The organism is Enterobacter sp. ECC-249 (assembly GCF_043965265.1).
GTDB lineage: Bacteria > Pseudomonadota > Gammaproteobacteria > Enterobacterales > Enterobacteriaceae > Enterobacter > Enterobacter quasiroggenkampii.
On sequence record NZ_CP143660.1, the window covers coordinates 2819202 to 2839530 of the forward strand.

General features: G+C 56.6%; 21 protein-coding genes. 18 read left to right on the forward strand and 3 right to left on the reverse strand.

Annotated features, from left to right (window positions below; genetic code table 11):
• Positions 1–40: 40 nt before the first annotated feature.
• Entirely contained in the window at positions 41–1237 is a 1197-nt protein-coding gene (locus V1587_RS13530; protein WP_371898082.1) for a sugar transporter, read from the reverse strand.
• Between the two features lie 177 nt (positions 1238–1414).
• On the opposite strand from V1587_RS13530, the gene V1587_RS13535 reads away from it, so the two are divergent.
• From V1587_RS13535 to V1587_RS13545, 3 genes are all read left to right on the forward strand, one after another.
• Positions 1415–2203: a PhzF family phenazine biosynthesis protein gene (locus V1587_RS13535; protein WP_371898083.1), complete on the forward strand. Its 789-nt coding sequence runs from the start codon at positions 1415–1417 to the stop codon at positions 2201–2203.
• A 27-nt stretch (positions 2204–2230) separates the two neighbouring features.
• Positions 2231–3022, forward strand: a complete 792-nt coding sequence (locus tag V1587_RS13540) for a PhzF family phenazine biosynthesis protein (RefSeq protein ID WP_371898084.1) — start codon at positions 2231–2233, stop codon at positions 3020–3022.
• Positions 3023–3113: 91 nt separating this feature from the next.
• The gene (locus tag V1587_RS13545) at positions 3114–3596 is read left to right on the forward strand and encodes a GNAT family N-acetyltransferase (protein WP_371898085.1); all 483 of its coding nucleotides are present in this window, start codon (positions 3114–3116) and stop codon (positions 3594–3596) included.
• On the opposite strand, the gene V1587_RS13550 is transcribed toward V1587_RS13545, so the two are convergent.
• Entirely contained in the window at positions 3550–4428 is an 879-nt protein-coding gene (locus tag V1587_RS13550; protein WP_371898086.1) for a LysR substrate-binding domain-containing protein, read from the reverse strand. The genes V1587_RS13545 and V1587_RS13550 overlap by 47 nt on opposite strands.
• Before the next feature lie 98 nt (positions 4429–4526).
• Between V1587_RS13550 and sad the strand changes: the two genes are divergently transcribed.
• From sad to V1587_RS13595, 9 genes are all read left to right on the forward strand, one after another.
• Positions 4527–5915 (forward strand): succinate-semialdehyde dehydrogenase, encoded by a 1389-nt coding sequence (sad, locus tag V1587_RS13555; protein WP_371898087.1) that lies wholly within the window; start codon positions 4527–4529, stop codon positions 5913–5915.
• Between the two features lie 112 nt (positions 5916–6027).
• A complete protein-coding gene (locus tag V1587_RS13560) occupies positions 6028–7617 on the forward strand; it encodes a methyl-accepting chemotaxis protein (protein ID WP_371898088.1) in 1590 nt (529 codons plus the stop codon).
• Between the two features lie 62 nt (positions 7618–7679).
• Complete coding sequence (gene glsB / locus V1587_RS13565; protein WP_371898089.1) at positions 7680–8606, forward strand: glutaminase B; 927 nt, start codon at positions 7680–7682, stop codon at positions 8604–8606.
• Positions 8606–8962: a DUF4186 domain-containing protein gene (locus V1587_RS13570; RefSeq protein ID WP_371898090.1), complete on the forward strand. Its 357-nt coding sequence runs from the start codon at positions 8606–8608 to the stop codon at positions 8960–8962. The genes glsB and V1587_RS13570 overlap by 1 nt, the downstream gene beginning before the upstream one ends.
• A 113-nt stretch (positions 8963–9075) precedes the next feature.
• Positions 9076–10515, forward strand: a complete 1440-nt coding sequence (locus V1587_RS13575; RefSeq protein WP_371898091.1) for a GGDEF domain-containing protein — start codon at positions 9076–9078, stop codon at positions 10513–10515.
• A gap of 119 nt (positions 10516–10634) precedes the next feature.
• Positions 10635–11600: a sensor domain-containing diguanylate cyclase gene (locus V1587_RS13580; RefSeq protein WP_371898092.1), complete on the forward strand. Its 966-nt coding sequence runs from the start codon at positions 10635–10637 to the stop codon at positions 11598–11600.
• 82 nt (positions 11601–11682) lie between these two features.
• On the forward strand, positions 11683–12210 hold the full coding sequence (locus tag V1587_RS13585; protein ID WP_395314373.1) for a GNAT family N-acetyltransferase: 528 nt from the start codon (positions 11683–11685) through the stop codon (positions 12208–12210).
• Positions 12211–12327: 117 nt separating this feature from the next.
• Positions 12328–13779: a tagaturonate reductase gene (locus V1587_RS13590; protein WP_371898094.1), complete on the forward strand. Its 1452-nt coding sequence runs from the start codon at positions 12328–12330 to the stop codon at positions 13777–13779.
• A 202-nt stretch (positions 13780–13981) separates the two neighbouring features.
• Positions 13982–14896: a bestrophin family protein gene (locus V1587_RS13595; protein WP_371898095.1), complete on the forward strand. Its 915-nt coding sequence runs from the start codon at positions 13982–13984 to the stop codon at positions 14894–14896.
• Here the strand turns inward: V1587_RS13595 and V1587_RS13600 are convergent.
• Complete coding sequence (locus tag V1587_RS13600; RefSeq protein WP_054829724.1) at positions 14884–15432, reverse strand: GNAT family N-acetyltransferase; 549 nt, start codon at positions 15430–15432, stop codon at positions 14884–14886. The genes V1587_RS13595 and V1587_RS13600 overlap by 13 nt on opposite strands.
• Positions 15433–15564: 132 nt before the next feature.
• Here V1587_RS13600 and V1587_RS13605 point away from each other — a divergent pair, with 132 nt between their 5' ends.
• From V1587_RS13605 to V1587_RS13630, 6 genes are all read left to right on the forward strand, one after another.
• Positions 15565–16140, forward strand: a complete 576-nt coding sequence (locus V1587_RS13605) for a hypothetical protein (protein WP_371898096.1) — start codon at positions 15565–15567, stop codon at positions 16138–16140.
• An 11-nt stretch (positions 16141–16151) separates the two neighbouring features.
• A complete protein-coding gene (locus V1587_RS13610; protein ID WP_371898097.1) occupies positions 16152–16622 on the forward strand; it encodes a GNAT family N-acetyltransferase in 471 nt (156 codons plus the stop codon).
• A 12-nt stretch (positions 16623–16634) separates the two neighbouring features.
• Entirely contained in the window at positions 16635–17075 is a 441-nt protein-coding gene (locus V1587_RS13615; RefSeq protein WP_395314374.1) for a GNAT family N-acetyltransferase, read from the forward strand.
• Positions 17076–17220: 145 nt separating this feature from the next.
• Positions 17221–18216 (forward strand): alpha/beta fold hydrolase, encoded by a 996-nt coding sequence (locus V1587_RS13620; protein ID WP_371898099.1) that lies wholly within the window; start codon positions 17221–17223, stop codon positions 18214–18216.
• A gap of 44 nt (positions 18217–18260) precedes the next feature.
• Entirely contained in the window at positions 18261–19001 is a 741-nt protein-coding gene (locus tag V1587_RS13625; RefSeq protein WP_371898100.1) for a response regulator, read from the forward strand.
• Entirely contained in the window at positions 18998–20296 is a 1299-nt protein-coding gene (locus tag V1587_RS13630) for an ATP-binding protein (protein ID WP_395314375.1), read from the forward strand. The genes V1587_RS13625 and V1587_RS13630 overlap by 4 nt, the downstream gene beginning before the upstream one ends.
• Positions 20297–20329: the final 33 nt, after the last annotated feature.

Here is a 20329-nt window from a genome sequence, read left to right on the forward strand (position 1 = left end):
TAGGCCGGGTAAGCGCAGCGCCACCCGGCACCAACAACCCTCACCCGTGCTGCCCCTGTTCCTCCAGCGCCACCGGCCACTTGCGGAAGATGAGTACCGACCAGATCAGCGCCACCAGGGCCGGAATAGCCCCCAGATAGCCAATCGCCGACATCGACACGTGCAGTATGACCTGATTTCCCACCAGCGCCCCCGCGCCAATGCCCAGATTGAAAATCCCCGAGAACAGCGACATGGCGACGTCCGTCGCATCCGGCGCCAGGGCCAGCACTTTCACCTGCATACCCAGGCCAATAATCATGATCGCCACGCCCCAGAACAGGCTGAGGATCGCCAGATGGCTTTCGCTGCCCGCGGCGGGCATCAGCAGCAGCAGGCAGGCCAGCAGCAGGCCGATGGCGCTGCTCACCAGCAGGGAGGCGTGCCGGTTACCCAGCTTGCCGAACAGCACGCTGCCAACAATGCCCGCGCTGCCGAGGATCAGCAGTAATACGGTGGCAAAGTTGGCGCTAAAGCCCGCCACCACCTGCACAAACGGTTCAATATAGCTGTACGCCGTGTAGTGGGCCGTCACGACGATGGCGGTCAGCAGGTAGATGCTCAGCAGCGCAGGGCGACGCATCAGCAGCGGCAGGCTTTTCAGCGAGCCGGAATGTTCGCTCGGCAGCGCGGGCAGCAGTTTAATCAGACACACCAGCGTCGCCAGCGCGCCCATGCCGATGGCGAAGAAGGTCGTGCGCCAGCCGAAGTATTGCCCCACGATGCGGCCGATCGGCAGACCCAGCACCATCGCCAGTGCGGTACCGGTGGCAATCAGGCTCAGCGCCTGGGCGCGTTTTCCCGCCGGTGCAAGGCGAATCGCCAGCGATGCGGTGATCGACCAGAACACCGCATGGGCAAAGGCAATGCCGATGCGGCTCATGACCAGCACCGTAAAGTTCCACGCCATAAACGACAGCACGTGGCTTGCAATGAACAAGACAAACAGACCGATCAGCAGCCTGCGCCGCTCCATCTGGCTGGTCAGCAGCATAAACGGCAGGGATATCAGCGCTACCACCCAGGCGTAGATGGTCAACATAATGCCCACCTGAGCCGTTTCCATCTGGAAACTTTCAGCGATGTCAGACAACAGCCCAACCGGAACAAATTCTGTGGTATTAAAAATAAACGCGGCAATGGCCAGCGTGACCACGCGTAGCCACGCAACCCTGCGGGAAACTGTGTTCGTTGTCATAGGGATGTCGGAGATTCGTTGCTGAAAAGAAGAGGAGACGATCTTAAAACGTCAAACGGCGAAAACTCAACCATTATGTGATGCAGATCTCAATATTTACCTTATGAAAGCGGTAGCCGGGAACGCTGTTTTCATTGAATATAAAAGAACAACACAATAAAAACAGGCGGTAAGACAATGCAGGAGATTGATTTTTATCTGGTAGATGCGTTCAGCGATATTACGTTTGGCGGTAATCCGGCCGCCGTATGTCCGCTGAAAGCATGGTTACCCGATGAGACCTTGCTGAAGATGGCGCAGCAGCATAATCAGTCGGAAACGGCTTTTTTCGTCTGCAGCAAAGGGGGCATTGAGCTACGCTGGTTTACCACGCTTGGCGAAGTCAATCTCTGCGGCCACGCTACGCTTGCGGCCGCGCACGTACTGTTTGCCGAGCTGGATTACCCGGATTCGCGGATCCACTTTGATACCGCTTCTGGCCGCCTGACGGTTAGCCGCGAGGGGGACTGGATGACGCTGGACTTCCCGGCATGTCCAACTCGTGAAGCTACGCCCCCGCCGGAGATGCTTTCGGCGCTGGGTGTCAGCCGCTACGCTGAAGCCCGGAAAGGGCGCGCCTGGATGATCGTTCTGGAAAATCGCCAGCAGGTCGAGGCCCTCACGCCAAACTTTTCGGCGATGACGCCGGGCGAGCATAAGGTGAGCGTGACGGCGCGGGGTGAGGGGGAATACGATTTTGTCAGCCGCTTTTTCTCACCGGGCGTTTCCGTCCCGGAAGATCCGGTCACCGGCTCCGCACACACGATGCTGATCCCCTGGTGGAGCGAAAAGCTGGGTAAAACGATGATGTTTGCCCGTCAGGTTTCCGCGCGCGGCGGCGACGTGCGCTGTGAACTGAAAGGCTCGCGGGTGCTGATGAGCGGGCAGGCCACACTTTATCTGAAAGGCACAGTTTTTCTGCGCTAAATAGCCATAACAAAAGAGGAAGAGACAATGCAGGAAATTGATTTTTATCTGGTGGATGCCTTCAGCGACAAAACCTTTGGCGGCAACGCGGCAGCGGTATGTCCTCTGGAAGAGTGGCTGCCGGACGAGACGCTGCTCAAAATGGCGCAGCAGCATAACCAGTCTGAGACCGCCTTTTTCGTCCGTACCGACGGTGGTTTTGAGCTGCGCTGGTTTACCACGCTGGATGAAATTAACCTGTGCGGCCACGCCACGCTTGCCGCATCGCACGTTATTTTTGAATACCTTGACTATCCGCACACTGAAATCACCTTCACCACGCGCTTCGTGGGCGAGCTGACGGTCAAACGCAGCGGCGACTGGCTGACGCTGAACTTCCCCGCGTGGTCAACGGAGGTGGTCGAGAACCCACCTGCGCTGCTGTTTAGCGGCCTGGGCATCACAGAGGCAAAAGAGGTGCGCGTGGGTCGGGATTACATGGTGGTGCTGGAGAGCCAGCAGCAGGTGGAAGCGCTAACGCCGGATATTGGGGCCATGCTTCCGCTGGATAAAATGGTCTGCGTGACGGCGCCGGGAGAAAACTATGACTTCGTCAGCCGCTTCTTCTGCCCGGGCGAAGGGGTGCCGGAAGACCCGGTTACCGGATCTGCCCACAGCATGCTGATCCCTTACTGGAGCGAAAAGCTGGGTAAAACGTCACTCAACGCCCGTCAGGTGTCACACCGTGGCGGGGATCTGCGCTGCGAATTGAAGGGCGACCGCGTGTTGATTGGCGGACAGGCCACCCTGTATCTGAAAGGGCGGGTCTTTTTGCGCTAACAGGGCGCAGCGATAAGTTAATACTATGAAGCACCCCGGCAGGCCTGCGCTATGTTGAAATTTAGCCTCATAAAAAAGCAAGGAGCCTGCCATGTATTCCATTACCTCTGAATCTGCTCGTCACCCGGACATTCTCAGCCTGATCGCGGCGCTTGACCGCTATCAGAGTGAACTCTATCCCGCCGAAAGTAATCATCTGCTCGATCTGGCTGCACTGCCGGAAGCCTCGCTGATCCTGATGATCATTCGCGACCAGCAGCTGCATGCCGTTGGCTGTGGTGCTATCGTGCTCAACGGCGACGGTACGGGCGAGATGAAACGGGTCTATATCGATCCGGCCCATCGCGGGCAGCATCTCGGCGAGACGCTGCTGGCCGCCCTGGAAGATGAGGCCCTGAGCCGTCATTGTCATACCGTAAGGCTGGAGACGGGTATCAAACAGCATGCCGCAGTGCGTCTTTATGAGCAGTGCGGATACGATTTGCGCCCGGCGTTTCCCCCATACGTTGACGACCCGCTCAGCCTGTTTATGGAGAAGGCGCTGGTTGAAGACGTTCGTTTAGCAGCGCTATAAAGGCCTCCAGCTGGCGGGTCATCGCTCCGCGTCGCCACACCAGCCAGGTAGTAAGCCAGCGCCAGTTCTCCGCCAGCGGCCAGGCTTCCACCTGATGATGCCCAGGCATACTCTCAAGCATCGAGCGCGGCATCAGCGCGATGCCCGCGCCCGCAATGACGCAGGCGAGCATGCCGTGGTAGGACTCCATCTCATGAATGCGGCCGGGTGCGGCGCGGTCAGCGTGAAACCAGCTCTCCAGGTGTCGGCGATACGAGCAGTTTGCCCGAAAGGCATAAACGTCGCTGCCGCTGACCTGCGCGGCACGCGTCACCTCCGCGTGCCCGGCAGGCGTGACCAGCATCATCTCTTCCCGGTAGACCGGCATTCCTTCAAGCTCCGGGTGCGACAGCGGCCCGTCGACGAAGGCGGCGCTCAGGGTTCCCTCAAGTACGCCATCAATCATCGTCCCGGATGGTCCGGTCGAAAGGGCAAACTGGATGCGCGGATAGCGCTGGTTAAACTGCGCCAGCGTTTCAGGAATGCGCACGGCGGCGGTACTTTCCAGCGCGCCGAGGGCAAATAACCCCTGCGGTTCATCACCCGCGACAACCATGCGCGCTTCATCCACCAGCGCGAGGATCTGCTTGCTGTAGCGCAGGAAGTTATGGCCAGCCGGGGATAAACGCAAACGCTGGTTCTCACGAATAAACAGCTCAACGCCCAGATCGGCTTCCAGCTGGCGGATGCGGGTCGTCAGGTTGGACGGCACGCGATGCACCTTCTGCGCCGCCTGGGTGATACTGCCAGTCAGCGCGACGGCGTTAAACATCTCAAGCTGGGTTAAATCCATAATATTCTCGTTTTGTGAATAAGGTGGTTAGTATTATTCATTTTTAAGAAATAGCAGAGTGGTCCACAATTAATCAACCGAAAAACGTGGAGAACACCATGACTTATTCCTCTGCAACACATGCCTTCTCAGTCAACCCGGCCACGGGTGAAACCCTCGCCGCGTATCCGTGGGCGACGCCGGAACAGGTTGAATGCGCGATTTCTCAGTCAGACGCGGGCTATCGCCAGTGGCGTCGCGAAAGCGTCTCCCACCGGGCGCAAAAGCTGCGCGATCTTGGCGCCGCGCTGCGACACCGCGCAGAAGAGATGGCGCAGACGATCTCCCGTGAAATGGGCAAACCTGTTCAGCAGGCGCGGGCCGAAGTGGCGAAATCTGCCGGCCTGTGCGACTGGTACGCCGAGCACGGCCCGGCGATGCTGCGTGCGGAACCTACGCAGGTGGAAAACCAGAACGCGGTTATTGAATACCGTCCGCTGGGACCGATCCTCGCGGTAATGCCGTGGAACTTCCCGCTCTGGCAGGTGCTGCGCGGCGCGGTGCCGATTCTGCTGGCAGGGAACAGCTATCTGCTCAAACACGCTCCCAACGTGCTCGGCTCGGCGGATCTTATCGCGCAGATTTTTGCGGATGCGGGTTTCCCTGAAGGCGTGTTCGGCTGGGTGAACGCCACCAACGACGGCGTCAGCCAGGCGATTAACGATCGTCGTATTGCGGCGGTGACCGTCACCGGAAGCGTGCGTGCCGGGGCAGCCATTGGCGCTCAGGCGGGGGCCGCGCTGAAGAAATGCGTTCTTGAACTGGGCGGCTCAGACCCGTTCATTGTTCTCAACGATGCCGACCTGGATCTTGCCGTGAAGGCGGCGGTAGCGGGGCGCTACCAGAACACCGGACAGGTATGCGCGGCGGCCAAACGCTTCATTGTGGAGGAGGGCATTGCGGACACCTTTACCCAACGCTTTGTCGATGCGGTTGCGGCTCTGAAGCTGGGCGCGCCGGACCAGGAAGAAAACTACCTGGGCCCGATGGCGCGTTTCGATCTGCGCGATGAACTGCATCAGCAGGTGCAGGCGACGCTGGCAGAAGGGGCAACGCTGCTGCTGGGCGGAGAGAAAATCAGCGGCGAGGGGAATTATTATGCGCCAACCGTGCTGGCGAATGTCACCCCGTCGATGACGGCGTTCCGCCAGGAGCTGTTTGGGCCGGTCGCGGCCATTACTGTTACGAAAGACGCGGAGCACGCCCTGATGTTGGCCAACGACAGCGATTTTGGCCTGTCGGCGACGGTCTTCACCGCTGACGCAGCGCTTGCGGATAAATTCTCCCGCGAACTGGAGTGCGGCGGCGTGTTTATCAACGGCTTTAGCGCCAGCGATGCGCGTGTAGCCTTCGGCGGCGTGAAGAAAAGCGGCTTTGGCCGCGAGCTTTCCCACTTTGGTTTGCACGAATTCTGCAATGTGCAGACGGTGTGGAAGGATCGCGTGTAATCCCGTGATTGCGGCCCTCCTCGCGAGGGCCGTTGTCATTTATCTGCAATGGTTCTGTCATTTTCATTTCGTAGACTCGCACGCGTCTAACGCCTTGTAAATGAAGCTAATTATGAACCTAACGCAAATTTTTCGCCGTATTGCGCAGCGTCTCACCCCTCGTCACTTTGGTCTGCTGACGGGTATCTTTTGCATTATTGGCCTTTTCTCCGCGCTGCAGCTCTCCTCGTCATTCCTGCTTAACGCCTCCCTGAACGACGCCCAGCGCAACGAGCAGCAAAACCTTCTGGCCTGGCAGCAGCAGAGCAAGCTGGATCTGGCCCGTGTTTCTCTGCTGGCGGCAAGCGATCTTCTTAACCGGTCCGGCGTCTGGTTTATGCAGGATAAAGAGACCGGATCCGACGGAAGCTGGCATAGTCTGATGGATGATGCGCAAAAGGCGCTGACGGTTTCGCAGCAGGCGTGGAAGGCCTGGCTGGCGCTGAATCCGCCGAAAGACGACGCGCTGGTGAACAGCTATCAGCTTTTCTATGGTGCAATCAAAGAGCAGGCAGACGGTCTGATAAAAACCAACACCATCGACGCTTTTTTTGCCGTACCGGCTCAGGCGTTTCAGTCTGATTTTAACGACAACTATGCGCGCTATCAGCAGGCAAGCGAGAAGCAGGCCATGCAGGGGCGTCAGAGCCTCATGGCGCAGCTCTCAGGATTGCAAACGTTGTTCCTGTTTGCGCCGGTGCTGCTGCTCGCCATTGCGGTTGCCGTCTGGTTCGGCATGTCCAGATGGGTAATTACGCCGCTGCGTCGTTTGATTGCGCATATTAACCGGCTGGCGGCAGGGGATCTCTCCGGCACGCCGCCGAACGTCATGCGCTTCAACCGGGAGATAGGGCAGCTTAGCGACAGTATTGCGACGATGCAGCACGGTCTTCAGCAGCTGGTGACGCAGGTCAGCCATGCTACTGCCACCATGGTGGAGAATATTGGCTCCCTGGCGGAAGGTAACCAGAAGCTGTATCAGCAGTCAGCGCGCCAGGCGAAAGAGCTTGAGGATGTGACGGCGCATATCGCGGCGCTGGAAAGCCACGTTGAAGGCAATACCGGGTATGCCAGACTCGCCAGCTCCCGGGCCGATGAAGCGCGCCAGGCAGCCGTGGGGGGAGACCAGATGATGTCGACCGTGAACGCGTCCATGCAGGCGATCGTCGACCGATCGTCAGAGATGCGCGGGATCGTGGCGATGATCGACAGCGTGGCGTTTCAGACCAACATCCTGGCGCTGAATGCCGCTATTGAGGCGGCCCATGCCGGAAATCAGGGGCGCGGTTTTGCCGTCGTCGCCCGGGAGGTTGGGCTGCTGGCGAGAAAGAGCAGCCACTCGACGCAGACCATTCAGGAGCTGATCAACCGCTCGCTGCAGGGCATTGAGGACGGTTCCCGCGCCGTTACCCTGATGGAAGAGAATCTGCAGCAGGTCACCGGTCTGGTGGGCAATTTAAGCAGTTTGCTTAATGAGATCTCCACCGCCACGCTCAGCCAGGGAGAGAGTATTCACCAGATGACGCGTCAGCTTCAGGCGCTGAACCAGGTCTCCCGTCAGACGGACCTGCTGGTCTCTGACGCTTCTGATGCTTCTGAACGTCTGCAAAAGCAATCCGATCTTTTATTGCAGGCCGTTTCGCGTTTTCGTCTTAGCGCCTGACGCAATACATAAGCCTCTGTTATACTCGCAGCCCGTTTTAGCCTGAGGGCAAGGAGCAAAGTGTGGCTGCGGTCATCCATAATGAGATGTTGGACGAGATTCTGGCGCAGGTTCGTCCGTTAATTGGAAAGGGGAAGGTTGCCGACTATATTCCGGCCCTTGCCTCGGTCAGCGGGAATAAGCTGGGCATTGCTATCTGTACCATCGACGGACAGCGATACCAGGCAGGGGATGCAACAGAACGTTTTTCCATTCAGTCCATTTCGAAAGTGCTCAGTCTGGTTGCGGCGATGCGCCAGTATGAAGAAGACGAGATCTGGCAGCGGGTGGGCAAAGATCCGTCCGGCCAGCCTTTTAACTCGCTGCTTCAGCTCGAGATAGAACAGGGTAAACCGCGAAATCCCTTTATCAACGCTGGGGCGCTGGTGGTCTGCGATATGCTGCAAAGCCGCCTCAGCGCGCCGCGTCAGCGAATGCTGGAGATAGTGCGCCAGCTCTCGGGCGTCGACGACATTGCCTACGATCCGGTGGTGGCACGTTCGGAGTTTGAACACTCCGCCCGTAACGCGGCCATCGCCTGGCTGATGAAATCCTTCGGTAATTTCCACAACGATGTGGCGACCGTGCTGCAAAACTACTTCCATTACTGCGCCCTGAAAATGAGCTGCGTTGAGCTGGCCCAGACGTTCCTGTTCCTTGCGCACCAGGGGCACGCGCCGCATCTCGATCAGGAAGTCGTTTCTCCGCTTCAGGCCCGTCAGGTTAACGCGCTGATGGCAACCAGCGGGATGTATCAAAATGCCGGTGAGTTTGCCTGGCGCGTTGGTCTCCCGGCTAAATCGGGTGTCGGCGGCGGGGTCGTGGCGATTGTGCCGCATGAAATGGCGATAGCCGTCTGGAGCCCGGAGCTGGATGAAACGGGAAATTCGCTTGCCGGCGTCGCGATTCTGGAGAAACTGACCCAGCGTCTGGGACGTTCCGTATATTGATGGCCGATCTGGATCCTCTCTTTTCCCGACTGGCGCGATCGACATTTCGCTCGCGCTTTCGTTTAGGCGATAAAGAACGACAGTACTGCTGGGACAAAGGCCCCGAAACCATTGACCAGCATGCCGCGGATTTTGTTGAAAAGCGCCTTGCGCCTGCACAACCCGCAAACGACGGGAAACAGACGCCTATGCGCGGTCACCCGGTGTTTATCGCCCAGCATGCAACCGCCACCTGTTGTCGGGGCTGTCTGGCAAAATGGCATAACATTCCACAAGGCGTAACGCTGACGGCGCCGCAAAAAAATTATATCGTCAGCGTTATCCACCACTGGCTGGTGCTGCAAATGAACGCCTAAATTTGACGAGTTATGCTCCAGTGGTATTTGTGTTATAGATGCATCCCAGGTTAGTCCCGATCTTGCTGACGACCGCAATAATTGCCATAAGCTTTCATATGGAATGATATTTAATGCGTTCTGCTCTTACCGCCTTCAGGCCGTTCCAGGTTGACACGCCGCTGCGAAACGCAACGACGATTTTCATTCTCACCACCTTATTCTATTTTGTGGGTGCGGAATTACGGCTCGTTGAGGCCCTGTCGCTGTTCTGGCCGCTGAATGGCGTTATGGCAGGGATCTTCGCCCGCTATGTTTACCTGAATCGCCTGCATTACTATGCGGTATGTTATGTCGCGATGCTGTTGTACGACGCGGTGACAACCAGCTGGGGTATAGCCTCAGTGGTGATCAATCTGTCTAACATGATCTTTATCGTTGTCGTCGCCGTGCTGGTTCAGCGCGACAAGCGGCTGATGAAGAAAACCCCCGATCCGCTTAACGCATTACGCCTGTTTAACTACTGTCTGATTGCCGCGCTGCTTTGCGCCTTGCTAGGCGCGGTGGGGTCGGTCGGGATTGACAGTCACACCTTCTGGCCGCTGTTTGCCGACTGGTTTAGCGAGCAGTTCTCAACCGGCGTGCTTGTTGTGCCCTGTATGCTCACGCTACGTATGCCCGGGCGCGAGCTCAGGTTACGTCTGGAGCAGCTGCTGCCGGTGATTGCGCTGATCGTCTCGGTGATCGCCTCGGTGGTGATTGGCGGAGCGGGGAGTCTCTCATTTCCTCTGCCTGCGCTTATCTGGTGCGCGGTTCGCTACTCGCTGCCTGCGACCTGTCTGCTGACGTTTATCACGGGCGCCACTGAAATCATTTTGGTCGCCAATTCGATTATTAATATCGCCGTGGCGACGCCGTTTACGACGCCAATGATGTTTTCAGCCCGGCTGGGCATTGCCACGATGGCGATTTGCCCGGTGATGGTTTCCGTCAGCATGGCGGCGATTAACTCCCTGATCCGCCAGGTTTCGCTGAGGGCAGATTATGACTTTTTAACGCACGTCTACTCGCGCTCCGGGCTTTACGAGGCGTTAAAGCATGAAGAGACGTACCGGCATACGCGTTTTCTGACCGTCATGCTGCTGGATATTGATTATTTCAAAAGCATTAATGATAACTACGGCCACGAGTGCGGAGACCGCGTGCTGACGTCGTTTGCCCGACAGGTTCAGCAGGTCGTCGGCGAAGATGGCATGGTGGCGCGCATGGGCGGGGAAGAGTTCGCTGTGGTGGTCAACTCAGGCGACGCGCAGCACGGTTTTGAACTGGCTGAGCGTATCCGTTCCACCGTTGCCAGCCATCCTTTTACATGGCGTCACCAGACGCTCTTTCTGACGGTCAGTATTGGCCTTGGAAGCGGAAAGGCTGAGTCATGGCAGTTGACCGAGGTCTTCAACAAGCTCATGGCCGAGGCGGACGATCATCTCTATCGTTCAAAAAAAGCGGGTCGAAACCGTACCAGCGCCCGGGTGGCGGACGAGCAAACTGCCGCGCCCTCCGGGAGCGAAACTTAGCTGCGTTAATCGTCATAAGGCATTGACGTGAATAGTAAGCGACTTAACAGGCTGTCAGAACGCTGACAATGCCTCTGTTTAAGCTACGCTTTTAGTAACGCTTTACGTCAGGAGACATTATGAAAGCACCTGCAACCCCTGAAAATGAAACAGACAGACTCAACTCGCTGCGAGAATCCGGTCTGCTTGAGATCGACAGTTCTCCGGCGTTTGACCGGTTAACCCGTCTGGCAAAACGCTTCTTCCAGGTGCCGCTGGCGATGGTCAATCTCATTGATGAGCATTCACTTATTGTGAAGTCGGCCGACGGGCAGGCGCCCAATTCCGTACCGCGTAACATTTCGTTTTGTGGCCATACGATCCTCACCGAAGCACCGCTGGTGGTGGGAGACATGCTGCAGGACGATCGTTTTGCGGATAATCCGCTGGTGGCCGGTGAACCTCGCGTGCGGTTTTACGCGGGCTTCCCGCTACGCCTGCGCGACGGTGCAAGCGTTGGCTCGCTGTGCCTGATTGATTACGCTCCCCGTGAGTTTTCTGCCGCTGACCTCGCCGTCCTGGGAGACCTTGGCGCGCTGGCGGAAGATGAATTTGCTGCCATCAGCGCGGCGACCACGGACGAATTAACCGGGCTATTCAACCGTCGGGGCTTTAATCAGCTCGTGCGTTTCACGCTTTCCGTTGCCCGGCGCCGGGCTGAGCCGCTGACGCTCGGCTGGCTGGATTTGGATCGCTTTAAGGAAATTAACGATCGCTACGGCCATGAAGAGGGGGATAAGGCGCTGAAAGCGATGGCGCAGCTGATGCGCGCCTCTTTCCGTGAAGCGGATCTGCTGGTTCGTTTTGGCGGGGACGAATTCGCCGTGCTGTTCGCGGATACGGATGAGCAGGGCGCCTGGATAGCCATGCAGTATCTCGCCGAGCAGGTGGAAAACTATAACGCCCGCAAGCTGCATCCCTGGTCGCTTCTTTTCTCATGGGGGCTCAGTGAATTCGATCATAACGGCAACGACCTGCAGCAGTGGTTAAAAGATGCCGATGAAAAAATGTACGCGATGAAACAGCAGCGCCAGCGCGCCCGGTGACATAACAAAAGCCTATGTTCGATCCGTTTGCGTTAAGAAGATGTTAAATGCACAGTGATGGTATTCAACGTAAGGAAAAACAATGAATACCTCACTGCAAATCAAAAATCTCACCCGAGATGAAATTCTCACCCATCTTGATGCGCTGGCCGGGATCCTCGAAAACTGTGTGAACGGCGGGGCATCCGTCAGCTTTATGCTTCCTTATAGCCTGGATAAGGCTCGTATTTTCTGGCGCGGCATTGCCGAAAGCGTCGCGCGAGGCGAGCGGCTGGTGCTTGCCTGCGTCGATGCGCAGGACGGCGTTATCGGAACGGTGCAGTTGATCACAGACCAGCCGGAAAACCAGCCGCACCGGGCCGATGTGGCAAAGCTGTTGGTTCACGAGAAAGCGCGCCGGAAAGGGGCCGCGATGGCATTGATGGAAGCGCTGGAAGCTGAGGCCAGGGCCAGAGAGATTTCGGTGCTGGTGCTCGATACCTCCACCGGCAGCGGGGCCGAGACCTTCTACCAGCGCGCCGGCTGGCAAAAGGTGGGTGAGATCCCGCGCTATGCCCTGATGCCGGACGGTGCCATGACGGCCACGTCTGTCTTTTATAAGTTCTTATAATTTTTCTGCACAACTACGCGACGTATTGATCAAAACAGGGTTTCTGGTCGTTAAGTTTTGATAAGTTATCATACCAATCTTATCAGGCTGTATGACTAATCATAAAAGGAACCTCTTGTGAACACGCTCAACCGTCGCGATTTTCCCGGTGCTCTGTATCCCGAACGCATCATTCAGTTTGGTGAAGGCAATTTCCTGCGCGCGTTTGTCGACTGGCAAATTGACCTGTTAAACGAACATACCGATCTTAATGCCGGCGTGGTTATCGTCCGTCCGATTCAGAGCGACTTCCCGCCGTCGCTGAATACGCAGGACGGTCTTTATACCACGCTCATTCGCGGTCTGAATGAGAAGGGTGAGGCGGTGAGCGAAAGCCGGCTTATCCGCTCCGTTAACCGGGAAATCGACGTTTACGGCCAGTATGACGCGTTCCTGAAGCTGGCACACAATCCGGATATGCGCTTTGTTTTCTCGAATACCACCGAAGCGGGTATCAGCTACCACGCGGGTGACAGGTTTGACGATGCCCCTGCGGTGAGCTATCCGGCAAAGCTGACGCGTCTGCTGTTTGAGCGCTTTAGCCACTTCAACGGTGCGGCTGACAAGGGCTGGATCATCATTCCGTGCGAACTGATTGACTATAACGGTGACGCACTGCGTGGACTCGTCCTGCGCTATGCGCAGGAGTGGGCGCTGCCCGCCGCCTTTATTCAGTGGCTCAACGACGCGAACAGCTTTTGCTCTACGCTGGTTGACCGTATCGTGACAGGCTATCCTCGTGACGAAGCGGCTGCGCTGGAAGCCGAGCTGGGTTATCACGATGGGTTCCTGGACACGGCCGAACACTTCAATCTGTTTGTTATCCAGGGGCCTGCATCCCTTGCCCGCGAACTTCGTCTGGATAAATACCCGTTAAACGTGCTGATTGTCGACGACATCAGGCCCTACAAAGAACGCAAGGTCGCTATTCTGAACGGCGCGCACACGGCGCTGGTGCCTGTCGCCTTCCAGGCCGGACTGGATACGGTAGGTGAGGCGATGAATGATGCGGAGATCTGCGCGTTCGTCGAAAAAGCGATTTATCAGGAAATCGTTCCGGTCCTCGATCTGCCGCGTGAAAAGCTGGAATCGTTCGCCAGTGCGGTGACAGGGCGTTTTCGTAACCCTTACATAAGACACCAGCTGCTTTCCATTGCGCTTAACGGCATGACTAAATTCCGTACCCGCATCCTGCCGCAGCTGCTGGCAGGGCAAAAGGCAAGCGGACAATTACCGGCACGTCTGACGTTTGCCTTAGCCGCGTTGATCGCGTTCTACCGCGCGGAGCGTAACGGGGAGAACTACCCGGTGCAGGATGATGCATTCTGGCTGGAACGCTATCAGCAGCTCTGGGCGCAGCACCGCGATCGGCAGTTGAGCACCCGTGAGCTGGTGCAGTCGGTGCTGAGCGTGAGAGAGCACTGGGAACAGGATCTGACGCAGGTGAGTGGGCTTGTCGACCAGGTGACGCTGGACCTTGATGCCATCTTACTGAAAGGGATGCGCGCTGCAGTTAAACCGCTTTGCTAAAACGTTCACCCGGCTACGGCCGGGTTTGAATACACCTTATTTTAGTTACAACATACTATGTGCTTTGTTTTTAAAAGAGCATATGCAGCACCGTGCGGTTTTCGCTAATCAGGGGAGAAAATGCAATGTCCCGTTAACAAGCTTGCAACGGTGACGGGGATCACGTTTAATAGCCTCGCTCTTTTCTTTCCTGAAACTCACTATGATCGTTCGTCCAAAACAGCACTGGCTACAACTGATTTTTGTCTGGCACGGTTCGGTACTGCCTAAGATCTATACCCGATTGCTGCTCAACTTCCTGCTTTCTATCGCCGTTATCCTGATGCTGCCGTGGTATACCTCGCTGGGCATCAAATTTACCGTGGCGCCATTCAGCATTCTCGGCGTGGCGATCGCTATCTTTTTGGGTTTCCGAAACAACGCCTGTTATTCACGCTACGTTGAGGCTCGCCTGCTCTGGGGGCAGTTGATGATAGCGGCACGCTCGCTGTTTCGCGAGGTAAAAAACACCTTGCCTGACGATAAGCACCTCGGCGAATTCGTACGACTGCAGATTGCTTTTGCCAACTGCCTGCGCATGACCCTGCGACGTGAACTGAACGCCGAGCAGCTCTCTCGCTATCTTTCTCCTGATGATTTACGTCAGGTGATGAACGCCAGCGCGCCCGCGAACCGTATTTTACTGATCATGGGGGAGTGGCTGGCCGTGCGGCGACGTAACGGGCAACTCTCAGACATCCTGTTTCACAGCCTGAATAACCGCCTGAACGATATGTCCATCGTCCTGTCCGGCTGCGAGCGCATCGCGACCACGCCGGTACCGTTTGCCTACACGCTGATTCTGCACCGTACGGTCTATCTGTTCTGCATCATGCTGCCGTTCGCACTGGTTGTAGATCTGCATTACATGACGCCCTTCGTCTCGGCCCTGATTTCCTACACCTTTATCTCGCTGGATACCCTGGCGGAAGAGCTGGAAGATCCGTTTGGCACAGAAGATAACGACCTGCCGCTGGACGCCATCTGCAATATGATGGAACGCGATCTGCTGCAGATGAACGACGAAGAGAACATTCCGGAAAGGCTGATGCCGGATAAACACTATCAGCTAACCTGACGGGCGTTCCACTCGTCGCGGGTGATCTCCCACAGCTCGGAGTCCAGCATGCCGCTGACGTAGGCTTTTTGTTCCGTTCTGATAAGCCGCATGCCGCTACTGTCTGAAATACGCCGTGAGCGGCTGTTTGCGGCGGCTTTCGGAGCGCGTAATACGGGTTTGTTTAGCGTATTGAACCAGTAATCCGTCGCGGCAATGCTGGCCTCGCGCATATATCCCTGGCCCTGAAACTCAGGGGCCAGCCAGAATCCACGGTTGTTATCCTCGACGTCGTACAGGCAAATAATGCCCATCAATTCATCCGGCACCTCACGTCGCCGGATGCTCCAGAACCAGGCAATCCCTTTCGCCATATCCGGCAGCGCCACGTTGTTGACATAGTTTTCCGCGCCGTTATCCGGATAGGGCCAGGGCACGGAAGAGACCATATAGCGGACGATCTCCCAGCGCGGATACAGCTTCTGTATCTGGGCCGCATCTTCGGCAACCAGCGGTTTCAGCAGTAAACGTTCTGTCGTGAGCGTCGGTATCGTCATGCGCGGATCTCCCTTTTTAGGCGTTATGCTTTTGTTTGCGTTCTGGTATTTTCATCTCTATCACATTCTGTTGAGACGTGCTGTGGTTATTCACTACCAAAGATGGGTTGCATCTCTAATGGCGAAATTTTAATGGAATTTTTGTCTCTTTTAGTTGGACGTGTTTTCCAGAATCTCTTGCAGCATGGCAGAGAGATAGAGGAAGCTGTTACCCGTGGGGATACCCGACCCACTCCCGAGCTGGAACGGTATTTTTCGCGCCCCCTCAGCGAGCTTCCGCTTCAAAATCCTTACCGGGTAGCTATGCTGTTACCTCTGTTTTTAGTGGCGTTTGCACTAAACCTTTTGCCTTTTCTCAGCAGGTTGCAGGGTTTGTCACCTTTACATCATGCATTGAGCTTTTTCTTACCATCATTGACGATGACAGGCGCGCTCATTGTGACAAGCGTACTACTGGCTCGTGGGAATACGTCGGGATTGTCGGGCTTTATGGCGTTGTTCATCATCCTGCTGATAACGACCCTCGTTCAGGTTCTACACATCCTGCTTTCTCATGATGGAAGCCTCTGGCCACTCGTCATTGCATCTTTCGCGCTGTTACTTTGTCGGGTGGTGATGAACGGCAGCGGCTTTGTTCTGTTTACGCTCTATTGTCGTACTCAGCGTCTTGCCAGATTGGCACGGGAAATGCGGCTAAAAAGCCGTTAAAGGGGGAGGTTATGACGTTACGAAAAGCCACGCCACATGAAGCCGAAACACTCTGGAATATTCGCAACCAGGCGATTCGTCACGGCTGTAAAACGAGTTACAACGCTGACGTCATTGCGCGCTGGACGCCAGAACTGATGCCCGAACGTTATCGGCAAATGGTCATTGAATACCCTTTTTACGTGGTTGAAGATGAAAAGGGCGATGCTGCGGCAACCGGCTATCTGGATCTTGATACCCACTGTCTGGAGGCGATTTTCACCTTGCCCGCGGCATCGGGTAAAGGCATGGCTACCCGGATTATCGAGGCGCTCAAGCAGGAAGCCCGCAGCCGGGGGATAACCCGCCTGACACTCGATGCGACGCCTAACGCCCAGGCGTTTTATCAGAAGCTGGGGTTTGTGACGCTGAGAGAACATAATCATTACTCGCGTATGGCGAGGGCTGATTTACGCTGTTTTGAAATGGCAATTTATCTGTAATGTGAGGAAAACATGGCAGTTACGGTAAGACCTTTACGCGCAGAGGATTATTCCCAATGGCGACCGCTGTGGGATGGTTACACCCATTTTTATGATTGCTTCCTTGAGGAATCCGTTACCGCGGCAACGTGGGAAAGGGCGCTCTCAGCGCATTCATCGATGTTCTGCCGGGTCGTGGAGAAGGACGAAAAGGTCATCGGTTTCGCGATGTGCATTTTGCATGAAGGCTCCTGGTCAACGGCCCCCGTCTGCTACCTGGAAGATCTGTTTGTTGATGCTGCCGAACGCGGGGCGGGAGCCGGTAAGGCGCTCATTGACGCTCTGGTTGAGGAAGGCAAGCGCGAAGGGTGGTTTAAACTGTACTGGGTCACCCGGGAGAACAACCCGGCGCGTAAACTCTATGATAAATATGGTGAAGCTGACGATTACGTCCGCTATCGTCTCTCCCTCTAAGACTTCAGCGCCTGTGTTTGTATCACACTGTATCTGCGTCCCGGGTACATACACAGGCTTGCAATAAACCTGCTTTAGCAAATATCCGCTATACATTGAGGTGTTGTTATATCCCCGTGAATTGTACTCAACCGGAGATACCAACATGTTCAGCAAACTTGCTTACTCAACCCTCGCACTGACCGTTTCGCTCGGCACCGTGATGTCCTGTCAGGCCGAAGTCACCGGCGCAAACGTCGCCGCAGCCTTCGATCATCCTCAGCAAATTAACGCCGGCGATCTGAATGTTGGATATGTCGACATTGGCCCGAAAGACGGTCAACCGGTTATTTTACTGCACGGCTGGCCCTACGATATTCACAGCTACGCCGAGGTTGCACCCGCTCTGGCGGCAAAAGGATACCGGGTCATTGTGCCGTCTCTGCGCGGCTACGGCACCACGCGCTTCCTGTCAGCAAACACACCGCGCAACGGCCAGCCGTCGGCGATGGCGAAAGATATCGTTAATCTGATGGATGCCCTGAATATTAAGCAGGCGGTATTTGCAGGATATGACTGGGGCGCCCGGACGGCGGATATCGTCGCGGCGCTGTGGCCAGAGCGCGTAAAATCACTGGTGTCGGTGAGCGGGTATCTCATTAGCAGCCAGCAGATTGGCAAACAGCCGCTGCCGCCAAAAGCAGAGCAGCAGTGGTGGTATCAGTTCTATTTCGCCACCGCGCGCGGCGCTGAAGGCTATGCCAAAAACACGCATGACTTTGCGCGCTTAATCTGGTCGCAGGCCTCGCCTGACTGGAAATTTAGCGATGCGGTCTTTAACGCCAGCGCCAAATCCCTCGATAACCCGGACCACGTCGCCGTGACGCTCAGCAACTATCGCTGGCGTTTAGGGCTGGAAAAAGGCGAGGGCAAATACGACCGCTATGAGCAAAAACTGGCCACGCTGCCGAATATCACCGTTCCAACGATCACCATCGAAGGCGGTAACAACGGCGCGCCGCACCCGGCACCGCAGGCCTATGCGGCTAAATTTACCGGCAAATATGAGCACCGCACCTTCGGCGCAACCGTGGGGCACAATCCGCCTCAGGAAGATCCTCAGGATTTCGTCAAAGCCGTCGTTGACGCTGACAAACTCTGAAATATGCTATTTTCAGTACGTTACCCCTCGGTCTGGAGAGTTCGGTGGAGCATATTGATCATATCCTTGTCGTCGATGACGACAGGGATATTCGTGAACTGATTGTCGATTATCTCGGTAAGTCTGGCTATCGCGCGACGGGCGCGGCCAACGGTAAAGAGATGCGTAGCGTGCTGGATAAACAGCATATCGACCTGGTGGTGCTGGACGTCATGATGCCCGGCGATGACGGCCTTACGCTGTGCCGAGAGCTCCGCGTCGGGAAATATAAAGATCTGCCCATTCTGATGCTGACGGCCCGCAATGAGGAAACGGACAGGATCCTCGGTCTGGAAATGGGGGCGGATGATTACGTGGTGAAGCCGTTTGTCGCCCGCGAACTGCTGGCGCGTATCAAAGCGATTTTACGACGTTTTCGCACGATGCCGCCGAATCTGCAGGTGACAGAAGCCGGGCGGCTGGTGATGTTCGGTGAATGGCAGCTCGATACCGTCGCCCGCCACTTAATCGATCCGGAAGGGGTGATTGTGGCGCTCAGCGGGGCGGAGTATCGTCTGCTGCGCGTTTTCCTGGATCATCCACAGCGCGTGCTTACCCGTGACCAGCTGCTCAACCTGACGCAGGGGCGTGACGCAGAACTGTTTGAACGTTCTGTCGATCTGCTGGTAAGCCGGGTTCGCCAGCGTCTCAATGAAGATGCCCGCACGCCCGCCTATATCAAAACCGTGCGAAGCGAAGGCTACGTCTTTACGATGCCGGTGACCATCAAAGAGGTTAACGAATGACGCTCTGGCCACGCTCGCTGCTGGCCCGTTTGCTGATCGTCGTACTGTCCGGTTTGCTGCTGGCTAACGCCCTGAGCCTGACGCTGGTGATGATTGAACGCATGCACAGCGCCCGCACGGTGATGCTCGGTAATCTGGAAAACGATGTCGCAACCAGCGTCGCTATTTTAGACCGCTTGCCGGCCAGCGAACGCGCTGCCTGGCTGCCGCGGCTTGAACGAGGTAACTATCGTTATATTCTGGGCACAGGGGAACCCGGCGCTGCACCGACGGATAAACGTTCGCAGGATGCTATCCGAACCTTAAAAGCGGCGCTGGCCGCGCATTACCCGCTTAGCTTTACCGCGGTTCCCGGCACCATTTCACATATTCAGGCCCATCTTACGTTACGCGATGGCGCACCGCTGACCATTGACCTGATCCCGCGCATGCCGCCCGTCGCCAGCTGGCTACCGGTCGTTCTCATCCTGCAGCTGCTGGTTCTGGCGGCCTGCGCCTGGATTGCCGTGCGGCAGGTTGTACGACCTTTTTCACACTTTACCCGCGCGGTGGATGCGCTGGATCCGGCGTCTAGCACGCCAATGACGGAAAAGGGGCCGCTTGAGGTGCAGCGGGCAGCGCATGCCTTCAACGCCATGCAGGCGCGCATTCAGTCTTATCTAAGGGAACGCGCGCAGATCCTGGCCTCGATTTCCCACGATCTTCAGACGCCCATTACCCGCATGAAGCTGCGCGTCGAAATGGCCGGGGAACCGGAAATACGCGACAAGCTCCTGAACGACCTTGATAGCATGTCTCGTCTGGTGCGGGAGGGTATCGCGTATGCCCGGTCATCAGAATCACTGGAAGAGACGTCGCTGAAGCTGGAGCTGAACGCCTGGGTCAACAGCATCGCCTGCGATTATCAGGACATTGGTAAAAACGTGCAATTTCAGGCAAACGAAGTCCGTTTGCCGATCGTCACGCGTCCACAGGCGCTTCGTAGAGTGATGACTAACCTGCTGGATAATGCGCTGAAGTTCGGCGGCGGTGCCGTCATTGCCATTGATATTTCGTCTGCCGAAGAGGTGGTGATTCACATTGTGGACGACGGGCCGGGAATACCCGAAGCCGAACTGGAGGCGGTTCTGCAGCCGTTTTATCGGGTTGAAACCTCGCGTAATCGCGATACCGGCGGGACAGGACTCGGCCTGGCGATTGCCGCGCAGCTGACCGCACAGCTGGAAGGAAAACTCAGGCTGGCGAACCTCGCCGGTGGCGGACTGGATGTCGCCATTACGCTACCGCGTCGTTAGTAAAATTGTACGGCTTTGTATCTCCCGGCCAGG

Excerpts from the sequence above, each read along its gene's own strand:
- V1587_RS13605 (WP_371898096.1), top strand. The coding sequence starts at position 15,565 with ATGGAATTTTTGTCTCTTTTAGTTGGACGTGTTTTCCAGAATCTCTTG.
- V1587_RS13570 (WP_371898090.1), top strand. The coding sequence starts at position 8,606 with ATGGCCGATCTGGATCCTCTCTTTTCCCGACTGGCGCGATCGACATTT.
- V1587_RS13535 (WP_371898083.1), top strand. The coding sequence starts at position 1,415 with ATGCAGGAGATTGATTTTTATCTGGTAGATGCGTTCAGCGATATTACG.
- V1587_RS13620 (WP_371898099.1), top strand. The coding sequence starts at position 17,221 with ATGTTCAGCAAACTTGCTTACTCAACCCTCGCACTGACCGTTTCGCTC.
- V1587_RS13540 (WP_371898084.1), top strand. The coding sequence starts at position 2,231 with ATGCAGGAAATTGATTTTTATCTGGTGGATGCCTTCAGCGACAAAACC.
- sad (WP_371898087.1), top strand. The coding sequence starts at position 4,527 with ATGACTTATTCCTCTGCAACACATGCCTTCTCAGTCAACCCGGCCACG.
- V1587_RS13585 (WP_395314373.1), top strand. The coding sequence starts at position 11,683 with ATGAATACCTCACTGCAAATCAAAAATCTCACCCGAGATGAAATTCTC.
- V1587_RS13610 (WP_371898097.1), top strand. The coding sequence starts at position 16,152 with ATGACGTTACGAAAAGCCACGCCACATGAAGCCGAAACACTCTGGAAT.
- V1587_RS13615 (WP_395314374.1), top strand. The coding sequence starts at position 16,635 with ATGGCAGTTACGGTAAGACCTTTACGCGCAGAGGATTATTCCCAATGG.
- V1587_RS13600 (WP_054829724.1), bottom strand. The coding sequence starts at position 15,432 with ATGACGATACCGACGCTCACGACAGAACGTTTACTGCTGAAACCGCTG.
- V1587_RS13630 (WP_395314375.1), top strand. The coding sequence starts at position 18,998 with ATGACGCTCTGGCCACGCTCGCTGCTGGCCCGTTTGCTGATCGTCGTA.
- V1587_RS13575 (WP_371898091.1), top strand. The coding sequence starts at position 9,076 with ATGCGTTCTGCTCTTACCGCCTTCAGGCCGTTCCAGGTTGACACGCCG.
- V1587_RS13545 (WP_371898085.1), top strand. The coding sequence starts at position 3,114 with ATGTATTCCATTACCTCTGAATCTGCTCGTCACCCGGACATTCTCAGC.
- V1587_RS13580 (WP_371898092.1), top strand. The coding sequence starts at position 10,635 with ATGAAAGCACCTGCAACCCCTGAAAATGAAACAGACAGACTCAACTCG.
- V1587_RS13560 (WP_371898088.1), top strand. The coding sequence starts at position 6,028 with ATGAACCTAACGCAAATTTTTCGCCGTATTGCGCAGCGTCTCACCCCT.
- V1587_RS13595 (WP_371898095.1), top strand. The coding sequence starts at position 13,982 with ATGATCGTTCGTCCAAAACAGCACTGGCTACAACTGATTTTTGTCTGG.
- V1587_RS13550 (WP_371898086.1), bottom strand. The coding sequence starts at position 4,428 with ATGGATTTAACCCAGCTTGAGATGTTTAACGCCGTCGCGCTGACTGGC.
- V1587_RS13530 (WP_371898082.1), bottom strand. The coding sequence starts at position 1,237 with ATGACAACGAACACAGTTTCCCGCAGGGTTGCGTGGCTACGCGTGGTC.